This window comes from Burkholderia sp. AU28863 (assembly GCF_002223195.1).
Taxonomy (GTDB): domain Bacteria; phylum Pseudomonadota; class Gammaproteobacteria; order Burkholderiales; family Burkholderiaceae; genus Burkholderia; species Burkholderia sola.
Window position 1 is genome coordinate 97,162 of sequence record NZ_NKFE01000001.1, and the last position, 18,444, is coordinate 115,605.

The 18,444-nt window shown below is 69.3% G+C and carries 13 protein-coding genes; 8 read left to right on the forward strand and 5 right to left on the reverse strand.

Going from position 1 to position 18,444, the window contains the following annotated elements; genetic code table 11:
- Nucleotides 1-157 precede the first annotated feature (157 nt).
- Nucleotides 158-4,090, forward strand: a complete 3,933-nt coding sequence (gene putA / locus CFB81_RS00500; RefSeq protein ID WP_089434347.1) for a trifunctional transcriptional regulator/proline dehydrogenase/L-glutamate gamma-semialdehyde dehydrogenase — start codon at nucleotides 158-160, stop codon at nucleotides 4,088-4,090.
- 84 nt (nucleotides 4,091-4,174) lie between these two features.
- Nucleotides 4,175-5,314, forward strand: coding sequence for a branched-chain amino acid ABC transporter substrate-binding protein (locus tag CFB81_RS00505; protein ID WP_050015844.1), 1,140 nt, complete (start codon nucleotides 4,175-4,177; stop codon nucleotides 5,312-5,314).
- A 130-nt stretch (nucleotides 5,315-5,444) separates the two neighbouring features.
- Here the strand turns inward: CFB81_RS00505 and CFB81_RS00510 are convergent, their stop codons facing one another.
- Nucleotides 5,445-6,953, reverse strand: a complete 1,509-nt coding sequence (locus CFB81_RS00510; protein ID WP_089434348.1) for a class I adenylate-forming enzyme family protein — start codon at nucleotides 6,951-6,953, stop codon at nucleotides 5,445-5,447.
- 50 nt (nucleotides 6,954-7,003) lie between these two features.
- Nucleotides 7,004-8,656 (reverse strand): acyl-CoA dehydrogenase family protein, encoded by a 1,653-nt coding sequence (locus CFB81_RS00515; protein ID WP_089434349.1) that lies wholly within the window; start codon nucleotides 8,654-8,656, stop codon nucleotides 7,004-7,006.
- A gap of 121 nt (nucleotides 8,657-8,777) precedes the next feature.
- On the opposite strand from CFB81_RS00515, the gene CFB81_RS00520 reads away from it, so the two are divergent.
- From CFB81_RS00520 to CFB81_RS00535, 4 genes are all read left to right on the forward strand, one after another.
- Nucleotides 8,778-9,446 carry a TetR/AcrR family transcriptional regulator gene (locus CFB81_RS00520; protein WP_069618773.1) on the forward strand — a complete coding sequence of 223 codons (669 nt, stop codon included), beginning with the start codon at nucleotides 8,778-8,780 and terminating at the stop codon, nucleotides 9,444-9,446.
- Nucleotides 9,447-9,654: 208 nt separating this feature from the next.
- Nucleotides 9,655-10,809, forward strand: coding sequence for a pyridoxal phosphate-dependent aminotransferase (locus CFB81_RS00525; protein ID WP_011694020.1), 1,155 nt, complete (start codon nucleotides 9,655-9,657; stop codon nucleotides 10,807-10,809).
- A gap of 49 nt (nucleotides 10,810-10,858) precedes the next feature.
- On the forward strand, nucleotides 10,859-11,647 hold the full coding sequence (locus CFB81_RS00530) for an ABC transporter substrate-binding protein (protein ID WP_089434426.1): 789 nt from the start codon (nucleotides 10,859-10,861) through the stop codon (nucleotides 11,645-11,647).
- 15 nt (nucleotides 11,648-11,662) lie between these two features.
- Nucleotides 11,663-13,093: an FAD-binding oxidoreductase gene (locus CFB81_RS00535; RefSeq protein ID WP_089434350.1), complete on the forward strand. Its 1,431-nt coding sequence runs from the start codon at nucleotides 11,663-11,665 to the stop codon at nucleotides 13,091-13,093.
- A gap of 45 nt (nucleotides 13,094-13,138) precedes the next feature.
- On the opposite strand, the gene CFB81_RS00540 is transcribed toward CFB81_RS00535, so the two are convergent.
- Together CFB81_RS00540 and cadR are read right to left on the reverse strand one after the other, a co-directional pair.
- Nucleotides 13,139-13,711, reverse strand: coding sequence for a PadR family transcriptional regulator (locus CFB81_RS00540; RefSeq protein ID WP_069618771.1), 573 nt, complete (start codon nucleotides 13,709-13,711; stop codon nucleotides 13,139-13,141).
- Nucleotides 13,712-13,779: 68 nt separating this feature from the next.
- Nucleotides 13,780-14,211: a Cd(II)/Pb(II)-responsive transcriptional regulator gene (gene cadR, locus CFB81_RS00545; protein ID WP_006477300.1), complete on the reverse strand. Its 432-nt coding sequence runs from the start codon at nucleotides 14,209-14,211 to the stop codon at nucleotides 13,780-13,782.
- A gap of 82 nt (nucleotides 14,212-14,293) precedes the next feature.
- Between cadR and CFB81_RS00550 the strand changes: the two genes are divergently transcribed.
- Nucleotides 14,294-16,786 (forward strand): heavy metal translocating P-type ATPase, encoded by a 2,493-nt coding sequence (locus tag CFB81_RS00550; protein WP_089434351.1) that lies wholly within the window; start codon nucleotides 14,294-14,296, stop codon nucleotides 16,784-16,786.
- A gap of 10 nt (nucleotides 16,787-16,796) precedes the next feature.
- Nucleotides 16,797-17,159, forward strand: a complete 363-nt coding sequence (locus CFB81_RS00555; protein WP_089434352.1) for a zinc ribbon domain-containing protein — start codon at nucleotides 16,797-16,799, stop codon at nucleotides 17,157-17,159.
- Nucleotides 17,160-17,318: 159 nt separating this feature from the next.
- Here CFB81_RS00555 and CFB81_RS00560 read toward each other — a convergent pair whose 3' ends face one another.
- Nucleotides 17,319-18,200 carry a GyrI-like domain-containing protein gene (locus CFB81_RS00560; protein WP_089434353.1) on the reverse strand — a complete coding sequence of 294 codons (882 nt, stop codon included), beginning with the start codon at nucleotides 18,198-18,200 and terminating at the stop codon, nucleotides 17,319-17,321.
- Nucleotides 18,201-18,444: the final 244 nt, after the last annotated feature.

Genomic DNA, 18,444 nt, shown 5'->3' on the forward strand with positions numbered 1-18,444 from the left:
CCCCTAGGTTGCAACCTCATAAGTGACTGATTATATTGACTAACTTTTGGGTGCAACCCATCTCTCAATTTGGTTGCACCTTTTTATTGCGTGCCGTAGGATTTCGCGCATCCTCTTACACCACACTGCCGGGCTCGCACCGGCGCACGAACCCACCATGGCAAGCACGACTCTCGGCGTCAAAGTCGACGACCTTCTCCGCTCGCGCCTGAAAGACGCGGCAACGCGTCTCGAGCGCACTCCCCACTGGCTGATCAAGCAGGCGATCTTCGCGTATCTCGAGCGGATCGAGCACGGCCAGTTGCCGCCCGAGCTGTCGGGCCACAGCGGCGTGACGGAGCTCGCCGACGGTCAGGCCGCGGACGGCGACGACGACAACTCGCCGCATCCGTTCCTCGAGTTCGCGCAGAACGTGCAGCCGCAATCGGTGCTGCGCGCGGCGATCACGGCCGCATACCGCCGTCCGGAACCGGAATGCGTGCCGTTCCTGCTCGGCCAGGCGCGTTTGCCGGCGAACCTGCAGGCGGACGTGCAGGCGCTCGCGACGAAGCTGGTCGAGGCGCTGCGCGAGAAGAGTTCGGGCGGCGGCGTCGAAGGACTGATTCACGAGTTCTCGCTGTCGAGCCAGGAAGGCGTCGCGCTGATGTGCCTCGCCGAAGCGCTGCTGCGCATTCCCGACCGCGCGACGCGCGACGCGCTGATCCGCGACAAGATCAGCAAGGGCGACTGGCGCTCGCACGTCGGCCACGCGCCGTCGCTGTTCGTGAACGCGGCGACCTGGGGGCTGATGATCACCGGCAAGCTGGTGACGACCAACAGCGAAGCCGGCCTGTCGTCGGCGCTCACGCGCCTGATCGGCCGCGGCGGCGAGCCGCTGATCCGCAAGGGCGTCGACATGGCGATGCGCCTGATGGGCGAGCAGTTCGTCACCGGCGAAACGATTTCCGAAGCGCTCGCGAACAGCCGCAAGTACGAAGCGCGCGGCTTTCGCTACTCGTACGACATGCTCGGCGAAGCGGCGACGACCGAAGAGGACGCGCAGCGTTACTACGCATCGTACGAACAGGCGATCCACGCGATCGGCAAGGCGGCCGGCGGCCGCGGCATCTACGAAGGCCCGGGCATCTCGATCAAGCTGTCGGCGCTGCATGCGCGCTACTCGCGCTCGCAGCAGGACCGCACGATGAGCGAGCTGCTGCCGCGCGTGCGCGCGCTGGCGTTGCTCGCGCGCCGCTACGACATCGGCCTGAACATCGACGCGGAGGAAGCCGACCGTCTCGAACTGTCGCTCGACCTGCTGGAAGCGCTGTGCTTCGACCCGGATCTCGCGGGCTGGAACGGCATCGGCTTCGTCGTGCAGGGCTACCAGAAGCGCTGCCCGTTCGTGATCGACTACCTGATCGATCTCGCGCGCCGCAGCCGTCACCGCCTGATGATCCGCCTCGTGAAGGGCGCGTACTGGGATACCGAGATCAAGCGGGCGCAGGTCGACGGCCTCGAAGGCTATCCGGTCTACACGCGCAAGATCTACACCGACGTGTCGTACCTCGCGTGCGCGAAGAAGCTGCTCGCGGCGCCTGACGCCGTGTATCCGCAGTTCGCGACGCACAACGCGTACACGCTGGCCGCGATCTATCACCTGGCCGGCCAGAACTACTACCCGGGCCAGTACGAATTCCAGTGCCTGCACGGAATGGGCGAGCCGCTGTACGAGGAAGTCACCGGCCGCGACAAGCTGAACCGTCCGTGCCGCGTGTACGCGCCGGTCGGCACGCACGAGACGCTGCTCGCATACCTCGTGCGCCGCCTGCTGGAAAACGGCGCGAACACGTCGTTCGTGAACCGCATCGCCGATAAGACCGTGTCGGTGAAGGAACTGGTCGCCGATCCGGTCGACGAAGCGTCGAAGGTCGTGCCGCTCGGCGCGCCGCATGCGAAGATCCCGCTGCCGCGCAACCTGTACGGCGACGAGCGTCCCAATTCGATGGGCCTCGACCTGTCGAACGAACACCGTCTCGCGTCGCTGTCGTCCGCGCTGCTCGCGAGCGCGCACCACCCGTGGCGCGCGGCGCCGATGCTCGCCGACGACGCGCTCGCCGACGCCGCGGCGCGCGACGTGCGCAACCCGGCCGACCAGCGCGACGTGGTCGGCACGGTCAGCGAAGCGACGGCCGAACACGTGAGCGCGGCGCTCGCGCACGCGGTGGCTGCCGCGCCGATCTGGCAGGCGACGCCGGTCGATGCGCGCGCCGATTGCCTGGTGCGCGCGGCCGACCTGCTCGAAGCGCAGATGCACACGCTGATGGGCCTGATCGTGCGCGAAGCCGGCAAGTCGCTGCCGAACGCGATCGCCGAGATCCGCGAAGCGGTCGACTTCCTGCGCTACTACGCGGCGCAGATCCGCGGCGAATTCTCGAACGACACGCACCGTCCGCTCGGCCCCGTGGTCTGTATCAGCCCGTGGAACTTCCCGCTCGCGATCTTCATGGGCCAGGTGGCCGCGGCGCTCGCCGCCGGCAACACGGTGCTCGCGAAGCCGGCCGAACAGACGCCGCTGATCGCCGCGCAGGCCGTGCGCCTCTTGCGCGAGGCCGGCGTGCCGGCCGGCGCGGTGCAACTGCTGCCGGGCACGGGCGAAACCGTCGGCGCGGCGCTGGTCGCCGATCCGCGCACGCGTGCGGTGATGTTCACGGGCTCGACCGAAGTCGCGCGCCTGATCAACAAGACGCTGTCCGCACGCCTCGATCCGGACGGCAAGCCGATTCCGCTGATCGCCGAAACGGGCGGCCAGAACGCGATGATCGTCGACTCGTCGGCGCTCGCGGAGCAAGTGGTCGCGGACGTGATGCAGTCGTCGTTCGACTCGGCCGGTCAACGGTGTTCGGCGCTGCGCGTTCTGTGTCTGCAGGACGACGTCGCGGACCGCACGCTGACGATGTTGAAGGGCGCGATGCACGAGCTCGCGCTCGGCAACCCGGACCGGCTGTCGACCGACGTCGGCCCGGTGATCGACGCGGAAGCGAAGCAGACGATCGACACGCACGTCGCGGCGATGAAGGACAAGGGCCATGCGGTCACGCGACTGCCGATGCCCGACGCATGCGCGCACGGCACGTTCGTGCCGCCGACGCTGATCGAGATCGGCAGTATCGACGAGTTGAAGCGTGAAGTGTTCGGCCCGGTGCTGCACGTGGTGCGCTACCGCCGCAGCCAGCTGGACAAGCTGCTCGAACAGATCCGCGCGACCGGCTACGGGCTGACGCTCGGCATCCACACGCGGATCGACGAGACGATCGCGCACGTGATCTCGAATGCGCACGTGGGCAACATCTACGTGAACCGCAACGTGATCGGCGCGGTGGTCGGCGTGCAGCCGTTCGGCGGCGAAGGGCTGTCGGGCACGGGCCCGAAGGCCGGCGGCGCGCTGTACCTGCAGCGGCTGCTCGCGACGCGTCCGTCGGGCCTGCCGCGCTCGCTCGCGCAGTCGCTGGTGGCGGACGGCGCGACCGAAAGCGATGCGCGCGGCAACCCGGCGGCGGCGCTCACGACGCTGCGCGACTGGCTGATCGAGCAGCGCGAGCCGGCGCTGGCCGCACGCTGCGACGGCTACCTCGCACAGGTGCCGGCCGGCGCGACCGCGGTGCTGACCGGCCCGACGGGCGAGCGAAACACGTATACACTCGGCCCGCGCGGCACCGTGCTGTGTGTCGCGGCCACGCCGGGCGGCGCGCGTGCGCAGTTCGCGGCGGTGCTGGCGACGGGCAACCGCGCATTGTTCGCCGGCGCGGCGGGCGAGGCGCTGGTGGCCGCACTGCCGGCGTCGCTGAAGGTGCACGCGGCCGTGCGCAAGCAGGCCGATGCACCGTTCGACGCGGTGCTGTTCGAGGGCGACAGCGACGAGCTGCAGACGCTCGTGAAGGACGTCGCGCAGCGCCCGGGCCCGATCGTATCGGTGCAGGGCGTGTCGGCGGGCGCGTTCGAGAACGGCGACGCGGAAGACTACGCGCTCGAGCGGTTGCTGACGGAGCGCTCGGTGAGCGTGAATACGGCCGCGGCGGGCGGCAATGCGAATTTGATGACGATCGGCTGATCATCCTTGCCGTTCGGATCAAACAAAGGAAGCGGCCAGGCGATCCCGAAGCCGCTCCATTTACCCTGGTACCAAGGAGATGCTATGCAACACACGATGAAAAAAGTGGCAGGCGCGACGTTCGTCGCGGTCATGTCGCTGGCGGGGACGGCCCATGCGGACGACGTGAAGATTGGTTACGCAGGGCCGATGACGGGCGCGCAGGCGCACTACGGCAAGGATATGCAGAACGGGATCGTGCTCGCGCTGGAAGACTTCAACGCGACGAACCCGAAGATCGGCGGCAAGGCCGTGAAGTTCGTGCTCGACACGCAGGACGACCAGGCCGACCCGCGCACGGGTACGACGGTCGCCCAGAAGCTGGTCGACGACGGCATCAAGGGCATGCTCGGCCACTTCAACTCGGGCACGACGATTCCCGCTTCGCGCATCTACGCGAACGCGGGCATTCCGGAAATCGCGATGGCGACGGCGCCGGAATACACGCAGCAGGGTTACAAGACGACCTTCCGCATGATGACGTCCGACACGCAGCAGGGCTCGGTGGCCGGCACGTTCGCGTCGAAGGATCTCGGGATGAAGAAGATCGCGATCGTCGACGACCGCACGGCCTACGGCCAGGGTCTCGCCGACCAGTTCGAGAAGGCCGCGAAGGCCGGCGGCGCGACGATCGTCGACCGTGAATTCACGAACGACAAGGCTGTCGACTTCAAGGCGATCCTGACGAAGCTGAAGGCGGCGAAGCCGGACCTCGTCTACTACGGTGGCGCGGATTCGCAGGCAGCGCCGATGGTCAAGCAGATGAAGGCGCTCGGCATCACCGCACCGCTAATGAGCGGCGAAATGGTGAAGACGCCGACGTTCCTGAAGATCGCGGGCAACGCGGCCGAAGGCACGATCGCCTCGCTGGCCGGCCTCCCGCTGGAAGAAATGCCGGGCGGCAAGGCGTACGCGGACAAGTACAAGAAGCGCTTCGGCGAAGACGTGCAGACGTACTCGCCGTACGCGTACGACGGCGCGATGGCGATGCTGAACGCGATGAAGAAGGCCGATTCGACCGATCCGGCGAAGTACCTGCCGGTGCTCGCGAAGACCGACATGGCCGGCGTCACGTCGACGCACGTCGCGTACGACGCGAAGGGCGACCTGAAGAACGGCGGCATCACGATGTACAAGGTCGAGAAGGGCGACTGGAAGCCGTTGAAGAGCATCGGCGGGAAGTAAGCAGCCTGGCGTGACGTGACGCATCGGCGGCGGCGAAGATCGTTGTCCGGCCGATCGTGCATGCAGATAAAGCCATCGGGCCGTCGCGGCCCGGTGGTTTTTTTATTGGCGTTGACCCATGACCGGGGCGCTACTCGCTGCGCCCGCGCAGCAGAAACTTCTGCAACTTGCCCGTCGGCGTGCGCGGCAACGCCTGCACGAACGTGAATTCGCGCGGGACCTTGTACGCGGCGAGCCGCTCGCCGCAGAACGCGCGCAGCGCATCCGCATCGGGCGCCGCGTTCGCCCGCATCACCACGTGCGCGACGACCGTCTCGCCCCAGTCCGGATGCGCGACGCCGACCACGGCCGCCTCGGCGATGTCCGGGTGCGCGCCGAGCACGTCCTCCACTTCCTTCGAATAAACGTTCTCGCCGCCGGTGACGATCATGTCCTTCAGCCGGTCGACGATGAACAGATAGCCATCCTGATCGATCCGCGCGAGGTCGCCGGTGCGATACCAGCCGCCCGGCGCGAACGCGGCGCGCGTCGCGGCCGCGTCGTCGAGATAGCCGAGCATCATGCTGCCGGTCTTCAGCCAGATCTCGCCGGTTTCGCCCGGCAGCGCGTCGACGCCGTCCGTCCGCACGACCCGCAGGTCGACGCCCGGGCCGCCGTGACGGCCGATCGAGCCGGCCTTCGCGATCTGCTCGTCCGGATACAGCGTCGTGCCGGCCGGCCCGGTTTCGGTCATCCCGTACACCTGGAAGAACGCGCGGCTGCGATACGCCCGCGCAAGCCGTTCGGCCTGTGCGGCGCCGATCGGGCCGCCGCCGTACAGCCACGCGCGCACGCTCGACAGGTCGAACGCCGCGAAGCCGTCGACCGTGTCGAGCGGCAGCGTGTACGACACCGGCGCGCCGAAATACAGCGTCACGCGCTCGCGTTCGACGGTCTGCAGGAAGCGCAACGGATGGTAGTCGCGCAGCAGCACGACGGTGCCGCCCGCGACCAGCGTGCCGCCGAACCAGTTGTTCAGCGGCGACGAATGCCAGATCGGCATCGCCATCAGCGTGCGCTCGTTGCGGTCGATCCCGCTCGCGAGCGCCGCCTGCATCGCGGCGAGCGTCACCGTGCGATGACTGTGCACGCAACCCTTCGGGCGGCCGGTCGTGCCGGACGTATAGAGGATCTGCGCGACGTCGTCGTCGGCCGGTTCGATGCCCGCGAGGCCGTCCATCGTCGCGCACATCGTGTCGAAGTTCGGCACGCCGTCGAGTTCGCCTTCGGTCACGAGCCGCCGCGCCGGATGCACGATCCGCTCGACCACCGGTGCGAGCGCCACGTCGAACAGCAGCGCGGTGCTGCCGCTGTGTTCGAGCACGTAGTCGACTTCCGGCGCCTGCAGCTTGTGGTTGACCGGCACGAACGCCGCGCCGAGGCGCCATGCGCCGAACATCAGGTCGACGAAGGCCGGCGTGTTGAAGCACATCGCGGCGACGCGGTCGCCGGCCGCGACGCCGAGCGCGCTCAGCACGGCCGCCGCGCGGTGCGAACGCAGGCGCGCGGCCGCATACGTGATCGTCGCGGATTCGCTGACGAGGAACGGTTTGTCGGGCGTCGCACGGGCGGCGCGGTCGAGGGCGGCGACGAGGTTCATCGAGGCTCCGGGCGGGCGAACGAACGGGGATTCGGGTGAACGGGCCGGCGTCAGGCCGGGTACGCGCGCTGCAGCAGCGCGGCCACGTCGATCGCGCGCGGATCGAAGCCGCCCGCGATACGGCCCCAGTCGGGCGCGGCGAGTCGCGTCGCGACGAACGCGTCGGCGACCGCTGCCGGCGCATCGCGACGCAGCAGGCACGCCTGCGCGACGAGCGCGAGCCGCTGCGCGAACACGCGGCCCGACGCTTCGAGCGTGTCGGCCGGGGTGGCGAGCATCGCGCGCAACGCGTCGAGCGCCGCGCGGATGCGCGGCTCGCCCGCGCCGAGGTCGGCGAGTTCGTCGAACAGCGCGGCGGCCGCGTCGGGCTCGCGCGACACCGCGCGCAGCACGTCGAGACACATCACGTTGCCCGAGCCTTCCCAGATCGAGTTGACGGGCGCCTCGCGGAACAGGCGCGCGATCGGGCCGTCGTCGACGTAGCCGTTGCCGCCGAACACTTCCATTACCTCGCCGGTCAGCTCGACCGCGCGCTTGCAGACCCAGAATTTCGCGGCGGGCGTGACGATCCGCTTCCATGCGCGCTCGCGCGGCGAGTCGTCGCGCTCGAACGCGTCGGCGAGCCGCATCGCGAGCGACAGCGCCGCCTCGCTTTCGAGCGCGAGATCGGCGAGCACGGTGCGCATCAGCGGCTGCTCGGCGAGCGCGCGGCCGAATGCGTGGCGCTGGCGCGTGTAGGCGATCGCCTGCACGACGCCCTGGCGCAGCATCGCCGCGCTGCCGAGCACGCAGTTCAGCCGCGTGTAGGTGGCCATCTCGATGATGGTCGGAATGCCGCGGCCTTCGTCGCCGAGCATGATCCCCCACGCGTCGTTCAGCTCGATCTCGCTGCTCGAGTTGCTGCGGTTGCCGACCTTGTTCTTCAGCCGCTGGATCTCGACCGCGTTCTTCGTGCCGTCCGGCCGCCAGCGCGGCACGTAGAAGCACGACGGGCCGCCGGCTTCGGTGCGCGCGACGACGAGGTGCGCGTCGCACATCGGCGCCGAGAAGAACCACTTGTGGCCGCGCAGCCGGTATTCGCCGCCGCGGCCGCCCGCGCCGGCCGGCGTGGCGAGCGTCGTGTTCGCGCGCACGTCGGAGCCGCCCTGTTTCTCGGTCATGCCCATGCCGAACCAGATCGCGCGCTTATCGGCGATCGGCACGTCGCGCGGGTCGTAGTCGTCGCTGTAGAGCTTGTCGCGCAGCAGCTCCCACAGCGCGGGCTCCTTCTGCAGCACGGGAATCGCGGCCTGCGTCATCGTCGCCGGGCACAGCGTGCCGGCCTCGATCTGGCCGTGCAGGTAGAAGCCGGCGGCCGTCGCGGCCCAGCGGCCGCGGCGCGACTCGCGGAACGCGAGCGACACGAAGCCTTCGTGGCGATACTGGCCGAGCAGCGCGTGCCAGGCAGGATGGAAATCGACGCGGTCGATGCGCCGGCCGCGCCGGTCGAACGCGTTCAGTTCCGGTGTGTGGCGGTTCGCTTCGTCGGCGAGCCGCGCGGTGTCGGCGCTGCCGAGCCGCGCGCCGTACGCGTCCAGCTGCGGCACGGCCCAGTCGGCGCCCGCCCGGGCGAGCGCGTCGCGCAGCGCGAGATCCGTCGCGAAGAGGTTATAGTCGACGAGTTCGTCGAACTGGTTCGTGACGGCGTGAGTCGAGTCGGTCATCGCGGTTGTCTCCGGTCTCGTGCTGCGCGGTCAGCCGGCGTCATGCCGCGCGGAAGGGCGCGTCGGCGCGGGTTCCGGCTTCCGGTAAAACGTATTCCCTGCTGAATTCAGAGTAGCAAATATGCCGCCGCGACATGTTCAGGTTCCGGCGCCGCCCGGCTCGCCGGCGGCGCAACCCGCGCCCGCGTTGCGCCGCCGGCCGCGCCAGTCGCGCGCGCAGGCGAGCTCCGACGCGCTGCAACAGGCGTTCGTTCAGCTTTTGCTCGAACGCGGCTACGCGAAGGCGACGATCCGCGAGATCGCGGCCGTCGCGGGCGTCAGCATCGGCACCTTCTACGAGTATTTCGGCGACAAGCAGAGCCTCGCGGCGCTCTGCATCCACCGCCGCGTGCTGGCGCTGGCCGACCGGCTGCGCGACACGGTGCAGCGGTTGCGCGGCGCGCCGCGGGCCGCGCTCGCCGGCGCGCTGGTCGATCTGCAGGTCGATACGATCGCCGCCGACGCGGCGCTGTGGGGCGCGCTGTTCGCACTGGAGCGGCAGGTGTCGCCGCTGGCCGCCTATCGCCGGCATTACGACGCCTATGTCGCGCTGTGGCGCGACGCGCTGGCCCACGCGGCCGATCCGCCGCCGGCCGCGCGGCTCGACGGGCTCGCGCGGATGGCCCACACGATCTGCTACGGCGGACTGTCGCAGGCGCTGCTGACGCTCGGGCCCGCGCTCGATTTCGCCGCGCAACGCCGCGAATTGCGGGCCGTGCTGCTCGCGTACCTCGCGGCGGCGGACGCCTAGCCTTTCGTAGGGAAAATGCCCGATTTGCATGCCGGCCGGTCTAGCCGGCCTTGCCGTGGCGTGCTTCTCCCGGCGTGTCATGAGAAAAATGCATGGCCGCCATGACGAACTTTCGATTGTCCGCCGATATTGGCTCGGGCTAAATCATGCGGCAGATGCAGGGTTGCGCAGGGCGCGGCCCGCCCGAAGGACATTAGGAGGAGGAGTCATGCGAAGCGCCACCGCGCCCCGTTCGAAACTGCCCGACGTCGGGACGACGATCTTCACGGTGATCGGCCAACTGGCTGCTCAACACGACGCGCTGAACCTGTCGCAGGGCGCGCCGAACTTCGCGCCCGATCCGGCGCTCGTCGAAGGCGTCGCGCGCGCGATGCGCGACGGTCACAACCAGTACGCGCCGATGGCCGGCGTGATCGCGCTGCGCGAGCGGCTCGCCGAGAAGACGGAGGCGCTGTACGGCGCGCGCTACGATCCGGCGACCGAGATCACGGTGATCGCGAGCGCGAGCGAGGGGCTGTATGCGGCGATCAGCGCGCTCGTGCATCCGGGCGACGAGGTGATCTATTTCGAGCCGTCGTTCGACAGCTATGCGCCGATCGTGCGGCTGCAGGGCGCGACGCCGGTCGCGATCAAGCTGTCGCCCGAGCATTTCCGCGTGAACTGGGACGAGGTGGCCGCGGCCATCACGCCGCGCACGCGGATGATCATCGTCAACACGCCGCACAACCCGACCGCGACGGTGTTCTCCGCCGACGATCTCGAGCGGCTCGCGCAGCTCACGCGCGACACGGGCATCGTGGTGCTGTCCGACGAAGTCTACGAGCACGTCGTGTTCGACGGCGCGCAGCACCAGAGCGTCGCGCGCCACCGCGAGCTGGCCGAGCGCAGCGTGATCGTGTCGTCGTTCGGCAAGTCGTTCCACGTGACCGGCTGGCGGGTCGGCCATTGCCTCGCGCCGGCCGAACTGATGGACGAGATCCGCAAGGTGCACCAGTTCATGGTGTTCTCGGCCGACACGCCGATGCAGGTCGCGTTCGCGGAGATCCTCGCGCGGCCCGACAGCTATCTCGGCCTGTCGGCGTTCTACCAGGCCAAGCGCGACCTGCTCGCGCGCGAGCTGGCCGATTCGCGTTTCGAGCTGCTGCCGAGCGAAGGCTCGTTCTTCATGCTCGCGCGCTTTCGCCACTTCTCGGACGAAAGCGACAGCGATTTCGTGCTGCGCCTGATCCGCGACGCGCGTGTCGCGACGATTCCGCTGTCGGCGTTCTATACCGACGGCACCGACGCCGGCGTGATCCGGCTCAGTTTTTCGAAGGACGACGCGACGCTGGTCGAAGGCGCGCGGCGGCTGCGTTCGCTGTAAGACAACCGGCGACGGGGACGTCGCATCGACCGGACACTTGGAGATCACGATGAAACACACGGCTACCCTGAAACTCGCGTTCGCACTCGCGTGCGCGATCGGCGCCGGCGCGGCGCTCGCCGATGCGCCGACGCTGCGCTTCGGCCTCGAAGCGCAATACCCGCCGTTCGAATCGAAGGCGCCGAACGGCGACCTGCAGGGCTTCGACATCGACGTCGGCAATGCCGTCTGCCAGACGGCGAAGCTGTCGTGCAAATGGGTCGAGACGTCGTTCGACGGGCTGATTCCGGCACTGAAGGGCCGCAAGTTCGACGCGATCAACTCGGCGATGAATGCGACCGAGCAGCGGCGCCAGGCGATCGACTTCACGACGATCATCTATCGCGTGCCGACCCAGCTGATCGCGCGCACGGGCAGCGGGCTGCTGCCGACGCCCGAATCGCTGAAGGGCAAGCGCGTGGGCGTGCTGCAGGCGTCGATCCAGGAAACCTTCGCGAAGGCGCACTGGGAGCCGGCCGGCGTCGCGGTCGTGCCGTACCAGGACCAGAACCAGGCGTATGCGGATCTGGTCGCGGGCCGCCTCGACGCGACGCTCGTGCTCGCGCCGTCCGGCCAGCGCGGCTTCCTGTCGCGCCCGGACGGCAAGGGCTTCTCGTTCGTCGGCCAGCCGGTGCACGACGACAAGATCCTCGGCAGCGGCATCGCGTTCGGCCTGCGCAAGGGCGACGACGCGCTGAAGGCGAAGCTCGACGCGGCGATCGACAAGCTGAAGGCGGACGGCACGGTGAAGTCGCTCGGCCTGAAGTATTTCGGCGATATCGACATCTCGACGAAGTAAGCGGGGCCGCGCACGATGCCGACCCCGAACCCGAGCGCCGCAGGCAGCGAACCGGGCGGCAGGCCGCTGCCGGACGATGCCGTCGATGCCGTGCTGGCCGCCGAACTGGGCGATGCGCTCGTCACGCGCGCGGCCGATATCGATCCGCGTTACTTCACCGCGTACAACGAGCCGGCCGGCGTGCGGCCGCGTGCGCTGGTGCGTCCGCGCAGCGTCGACGACGTGTCGCGCACGCTCGCGTTATGCATGCGGCTCGGTCAGCCGGTCGTGCCGCAAGGCGGACTGACGGGGCTCGCGCGCGGCGCGGTCGCGCTGGGCGGCGAGGTCGTGCTGTCGATGGAGCGCTTCGCGGGCATCGAGGCGCTCGACGCGGCGGCCGGCACGATCACCGTGCGCGCGGGCACGCCGCTGCAGGCGGTGCAGGAAGCCGCGGGAGCGGCGGGCTTCACGTTCGGCGTCGATCTCGGCGCGCGCGGCTCGTGCCAGATCGGCGGCATGCTCGCGACCAACGCGGGCGGCACGCGCGCGATCCGCTACGGGATGATGCGCGAGCAGGTGCTCGGGCTCGAGGCCGTGCTCGCGGACGGCACGGTCGTGTCGTCGATGAACCGGATGCTGAAGAACAACGCGGGCTACGACCTGAAGCAGCTCTTCATCGGCAGCGAAGGGACGCTCGGCGTCGTCACGCGCGCGGTGCTGCGGCTGCATCCGTTGCTCGCGGCGCCGGCCACGGCGCTCTGCCGCGTGCGCGACTACGACGCGGTGGTCGCGCTGTGGAACCGCGTGCGCATGCTGCCGGAAGTCGTCAGCTTCGAGGCGATGTGGCCGGCGTTCTACGACTATGTCGCGCGCCATACGCCCGGCGTGTCTGCGCCATTTGTCGGCGATGGCGGTTTCGCGGTGTTGATCGAATGCGCGACGAGCGCGCCGGGCGGCGATGCGCACCGGGCGCTGGAAACGGAGCTGGCCGCCGGATTCGATGCTGCGCTCGTCGACGATGCGGTGCTCGCGACCTCCGAGCGGCAGGCGCGCGATTTGTGGACGCTGCGCGAAGGGCTTGCGATCGATGCGCTGCCCCATCTCGTCAACTTCGACGTGAGTCTGCCGACGGGCGAACTCGGCGCGTTCGCCGAACGCTGCGAGGCGGCGTTGCGGGCGCGCTGGCCGGCGCTCGCGTGCCTGTTCTTCGGCCATGTCGGCGACGGCAACGTGCACATCGGCGTGTCGCTGGCCGGGATGACCGACGCGGATGCCGATGCGCTCGATCGCTGCGTGTATGCGGTGGTGCGCGACATGGGCGGCTCGGTGTCGGCCGAGCACGGGATCGGCGTACTCAAACGTCCTTATCTGGCGCACACGCGCAGCGACGCGGAAATCGGGTTGATGCGGCGCCTGAAGGACGCGCTGGACCCGCGCGGCATCCTGAATCCCGGCAAGGTGCTTTGACGCGACCGACGCCCGTCGCCGACGGGAAACGGCCGGCGCGATGCATCAGCCGTCCACCCAGCGCAGCGCGCCGATCTTCAGGTGTTCGACGACGCTGCGCGCCCAGTCGAGCTCCGCATTGAGCAGCACGAGCGCATATTCGTTCTGCAGCAGGAACAGGCGCGGCACCTGGTCGGCCTGCGCGGTGGCGCGCAGCGCTTCGAGCCGCTCGCGCTCGGCGTCGAGCCGTGCGATGCGCAGCTCGAGCTGGCGACGCGCATCTTCCGCATCGAGCAGCGGCAGGAACGCGAGGCCGGCGCCGAACGCCGGAAATTCACGCGCGGGCTCCGCGAGCAGCGCATGCAGCCACGCCTGCCCCGCCGTGTGCCCGGCTTCCGTCAGCGCATACAGCGTGCGCTCCGGAAACGCGCCGTCGCGCTCGGTGTCGTGCACGACGATCAGCCCGTCGCGCAGCAGCCTGTCGATCGTCTGGTAGAGGCTCGTGCGCTGCCGCACGTTGACGACTTCGTCGTAGCCGCGGGCCTTCAGTTGCTGCAGCATCCCGTACGGATGCATCGGCGTTTCGGTGAGCGTCGCGAGGACGGCCAGCGCGAGCGGGGACGGGCGGCTCGTAGACATGAATAGTTAAAATATACCTAGTAATAATATAACTATTCTCGACCAGACTATCTTGTTTGACAAGGTTTTCAGCCGAGATGCGAGCGCTTCGCGGCCGGGGCGACGGTTTCCATCGTCGCAAGACCGTGCACGATGCCGCAATCCTCGACCGAGTGCTCGCCGACGCACTGGCGGCGCAATTCAGTCAGCTGGTCGCGCAGATGCGTGAGTTCCGCGAGGCGCGCATCGACGTGTCCGATGTGATCGTCGAGCAGCGAATTGATCGAATCGCAGCGGTCGGCCGGCGTGTCGGTGAGCCGCAGCAGCGCGCGGATTTCGTCGTGCGCCATGTCGAGCGCGCGGCAATTGCGGATGAAGCGCAGCCGTTCGACGTGCACGTCGGTGTAGTTGCGATAGTTCGAATCGGTGCGCTCCGCATCGGGCATCAGTCCCTCTTTCTCGTAGAAACGGATCGTCTCGGGCGTGCAGCGGGCTGCTTTGGCCAGTTCGCCGATCTTCATGTCGTGCTCCCGTGTAAGGGTTGACCTTGTAGTGGCTTCAGGGTGTTAACTCTACACCGTCAAGCCACAAAAGGAGGTTGTCATGACCGACGCCCAGCGTCCCCACGACCCACGACACCGTCATGCCGGCGGCGCCGATGCCTGCTGCGCCGATGCGCGCGACACGCAGACGGTGACCGTGGCCGATGCGGCGCCGGCGGCCGGCGAGCGCGCGCACGGCCATGATCATGACCACGATCACGACGAAGCTGGCGGCGATACGCATCGCCATGGCGCCGCGTGTTCGCCCGACCATGCCGACCACGACCACGACCACGACCACGACCACGACCACGACCACGACCACGACCACGCGGCCGGCGACTGCTGCGCGCCCGCCGCGCTGACGCTCGCGCCGCTGCCGGTCGCGCAGGCGACCGCGTCTGGCCACGTGCGCTCCGCGTTCCGGATCATGCAGATGGACTGTCCGACCGAGGAAACGCTGATCCGCAAGAAGCTCGGCGGCATGCAGCAGGTATCGGCGCTCGAATTCAACCTGATGCAGCGGATGCTGACCGTCGAGCACGTGGCCGGCGCGCAGCCGGCGATCGAAAGCGCGATCCGCACGCTCGGGATGACGCCGGAGGCCGCCACGACGGCCACGGCCGGCGGCCCGGCGGCGCGCGTCGCCGACGCGCCGGCCAAACCGTGGTGGCCGCTGGCGCTCGCCGGCGTCGCCGCGATCGCGTCCGAAGGCGCGACCTGGGCCGGGCTGCCTGTGTGGCTGTCGGCGGCGCTCGCGCTCGCCGCGGTGCTCGCGTGCGGGCTGACGACGTACAAGAAAGGCTGGATCGCGATCCGCAACGGCAACCTGAACATCAACGCGCTGATGAGCATCGCGGTGACGGGCGCGATGGCGATCGGCCAGTGGCCGGAAGCCGCGATGGTGATGGTGCTGTTCACGATCGCCGAGCTGATCGAGGCGAAGTCGCTCGACCGCGCGCGCAATGCGATCCAGGGGCTGATGCAGCTCGCGCCGGACACCGCGACCGTGCAGCAGGCCGACGGCGCGTGGCGCACGATCGAGGCCGCGCAGGTCGCGCTCGGCGCGGTCGTGCGCGTGAAGCCGGGCGAGCGGATCGGGCTGGACGGCGAAGTCGTCGCCGGCCGCTCGACGGTCAACCAGGCGCCGATCACCGGCGAGAGCCTGCCCGTCGAAAAGGCGAGCGGCGACGCCGTGTACGCGGGCACGATCAACGAATCGGGTTCGTTCGAATACCGCGTGACGGCCGTCGCGGCGAACTCGACGCTCGCGCGGATCATCCACGCGGTCGAGGAAGCGCAGGGCGCGAAGGCGCCGACGCAGCGCTTCGTCGACCAGTTCGCCCGCGTGTATACGCCGATCGTGTTCGCGGTCGCGCTGCTGGTCGCGGTGGTGCCGCCGCTCGCGATGGGCGGCGCGTGGCACGACTGGATCTACCGCGCGCTCGTGCTGCTCGTGATCGCGTGCCCGTGCGCGCTCGTGATCTCGACGCCCGTGACCATCGTGTCGGGGCTCGCGGCCGCGGCGCGGCGCGGGATTCTCGTGAAGGGCGGCGTCTATCTGGAAGAAGGGCGCAAGCTCGCGTGGCTCGCACTCGACAAGACCGGCACGATCACGCACGGCAAGCCGGTGCAGACCGACTTCGACGTGCATGCGGACGACGCCGATGCGGCGCGCGTGCGGCACCTCGGCGCGAGCCTCGCGGCGCGCTCCGATCACCCGGTGTCGCAGGCGATTGCCGGGGCGGCCCGCGACGCCGGCACGACGGCATTCGCCGACGTGCAGGACTTCGAAGCGATTGTCGGGCGCGGCGTGCGCGGCACGATCGACGGCACGCGTTACTGGCTCGGCAATCACCGGCTCGTCGAGGAGCTGCAGCGCTGCTCGGCGGCGCTCGAGGCGAAGCTCGACGCGCTGGAGCGGCAGGGCAAGAGCGTCGTCGTGCTGGTCGACGCAACGCGCGTGCTCGGCATCTTCGCGGTGGCCGACACGATCAAGGACACGAGCCGCGATGCGATCGCCGACCTGCATGCGCTCGGCATCCGCACCGCGATGCTGACGGGCGACAACCCGCATACCGCGCAGGCGATCGCGCGGCAGGCCGGCATCGACGATGCGCGCGGCAACCAGTTGCCGGAAGACAAGCTCGCGGCGGTCGACGAACTGTCGGCGGGCGGCGCGGGCGCGGTCGGGATGGTCGGCGACGGGATCAACGATGCGCCGGCGCTCGCGCGCGCCGACATCGGCTTCGCGATGGGCGCGATGGGCACCGACACCGCGATCGAGACGGCCGACGTCGCGCTGATGGACGACGACCTGCGCAAGATTCCCGCGTTCGTGCGGCTGTCGCGCGCGACGCACCGCGTGCTGGTGCAGAACATCGGTTTCGCGCTCGGCGTGAAGGTCGTGTTCCTCGGCCTCACGGTCGCGGGGCTCGGCACGATGTGGATGGCTGTCTTCGCCGACGCGGGCGCGAGCCTGATCGTCGTGGCCAACGGCTTGCGGCTGCTGTCGTCCTCCGGCGCGTTCGGTGGCGCCCAGGCCACGCGTTGAGGAGCGGGCGATGAGCTTTCTGAAACGGATTCTCGGCGGCCACGGCGGCGGCCATGGCAGCGGGCACGGCAATAGCGGGAACGGCGGCCACGGCGGCGGGCATCACGGCGGCCCGCGCCAGGGCGGGCACGGCTGCCGCGATCGCCACGGCTGGGGCCGGCAGGCGCCGGCCGACGCGGGCAACGGTGGTCAGGGCGGCAAGCTGGCGCCGAGCCAGCTCGCGTGCGCGGGCTGCGGCGCACTCTACGTGGCCGATGCACGCTTCTGCGCGCAGTGCGGCGCGGCGCAACGCGGCAAGGCCTGCAGCCGCTGCCACGCGGCGCTGGCGGCCGACGCGCGGTTCTGTCCCGGCTGCGGAACGCAGGCGGCTTGAAGCTATCCGCGTGTTCGTGCCGGCTGCGCATCAGCATAGGCCGGCACGCTTCGCTCGACGGCCGGCGCACCGGCATGCCCGATGCCGTCCCGGGCATGCTCGCACCGGCAATATCGTCGCGGTCCGTCCAGATACACGGCGCCGCGACACACCCGTCGCTCAGCGCAGCGGCAGGTGAATTTCGGTGCGCAGGTCGGCCGGCGCCGTATCCATCGGCGTATTGAGGTACAGCTCGAACGGCGGCGCGTCGGCGGCTTCGCGGCCCGAGTGACGCAGCCAGTCGCCGTAGAGCCACTGGTAGGCCGTCTTCAGGTCCGCATACGGCCCGGTATGCAGCAGCACCGCGTAGTCGCCGCCTGCGATCGTCGCACGCTCGACCGGCGGCGCGGGCGCGACGTCCGGCGCGCCGTCGGCCGGCATGATGCACGCTTTCGCGCGCAACTGCGCTTCGGGCGTCGTGTCCGGATCGTCGTAGAAAATCCCGATCATCTTCGCGCCCGGGCCGAACAGCCCGTTCTGCGCGGCCCACGCGCCGATCCGGCCGAACGCGTCGCCCACCTTCAGGTATGCGCCGGTATGCGTCACCGCGTAGCCGCGCAGTTCCGGCAGGCGCCGGATCTCGACCTCGTGCTTGAACATGTCTTCCTCTCCTCGCTGTAGTGGATAAATCGGCCGGTGGACGCCCGTGCGCCGGTGCTGCGCGGGCAGCACGCCGTACGCGTCGCGAAACGCCCGCGCGAACGCGTGCGTCGAACCGTAGCCCGCGCGCCGCGCGATCTCGCCGAGCGGCCGCGTGGTACAGACCAGATCCTCGGACGCCCGCACGATCCGCATCCGCCGCACCGTCAGCACGATCGATTCGCCGTACAGCGCGCGGTAGACGCGCTGCCAGTGATACGGCGACAGGCACGCGACTTCGGCGAGCCGGTTCAGATCGAGCGGGCCGTCGAGATGCGCGCCGATGTACGCATGGACGCGCGCCACGCTGGCCGCGTAGCGCGCCCATGCGGGCGGGTCGGGTTTCGTTTCGGCTGGGGGCATCGACGTGTCCGGGCTGGAACCGACGCCACGGTAGCACGGGCCGAATGGACAAATCTTGCGGAAATGCCGGACACCCGACGATCAGCCCCTTTTTGATTTCAACGAAATGGGGTCTTGCCCCTCCGGGATCTCGGACTAAAGTTAAAGACGGTGAAATCGGGTGAACGCGTCATTTTTCTCGGGTAAGTTGCTCGGACGGGGCAGCACGCATTTCGAATTACGCAGGTCGTTCGTCGATGTTCAA

What these genes read in the sequence shown, in the direction of transcription:
- CFB81_RS00510 (WP_089434348.1), bottom strand. Translation starts at nt 6,953, where the DNA reads ATGAACCTCGTCGCCGCCCTCGACCGCGCCGCCCGTGCGACGCCCGAC.
- CFB81_RS00535 (WP_089434350.1), top strand. Translation starts at nt 11,663, where the DNA reads ATGCCGACCCCGAACCCGAGCGCCGCAGGCAGCGAACCGGGCGGCAGG.
- CFB81_RS00505 (WP_050015844.1), top strand. Translation starts at nt 4,175, where the DNA reads ATGCAACACACGATGAAAAAAGTGGCAGGCGCGACGTTCGTCGCGGTC.
- putA (WP_089434347.1), top strand. Translation starts at nt 158, where the DNA reads ATGGCAAGCACGACTCTCGGCGTCAAAGTCGACGACCTTCTCCGCTCG.
- CFB81_RS00520 (WP_069618773.1), top strand. Translation starts at nt 8,778, where the DNA reads ATGCCGCCGCGACATGTTCAGGTTCCGGCGCCGCCCGGCTCGCCGGCG.
- CFB81_RS00525 (WP_011694020.1), top strand. Translation starts at nt 9,655, where the DNA reads ATGCGAAGCGCCACCGCGCCCCGTTCGAAACTGCCCGACGTCGGGACG.
- CFB81_RS00560 (WP_089434353.1), bottom strand. Translation starts at nt 18,200, where the DNA reads ATGCCCCCAGCCGAAACGAAACCCGACCCGCCCGCATGGGCGCGCTAC.
- CFB81_RS00555 (WP_089434352.1), top strand. Translation starts at nt 16,797, where the DNA reads ATGAGCTTTCTGAAACGGATTCTCGGCGGCCACGGCGGCGGCCATGGC.
- cadR (WP_006477300.1), bottom strand. Translation starts at nt 14,211, where the DNA reads ATGAAGATCGGCGAACTGGCCAAAGCAGCCCGCTGCACGCCCGAGACG.
- CFB81_RS00550 (WP_089434351.1), top strand. Translation starts at nt 14,294, where the DNA reads ATGACCGACGCCCAGCGTCCCCACGACCCACGACACCGTCATGCCGGC.
- CFB81_RS00530 (WP_089434426.1), top strand. Translation starts at nt 10,859, where the DNA reads ATGAAACACACGGCTACCCTGAAACTCGCGTTCGCACTCGCGTGCGCG.
- CFB81_RS00540 (WP_069618771.1), bottom strand. Translation starts at nt 13,711, where the DNA reads ATGTCTACGAGCCGCCCGTCCCCGCTCGCGCTGGCCGTCCTCGCGACG.
- CFB81_RS00515 (WP_089434349.1), bottom strand. Translation starts at nt 8,656, where the DNA reads ATGACCGACTCGACTCACGCCGTCACGAACCAGTTCGACGAACTCGTC.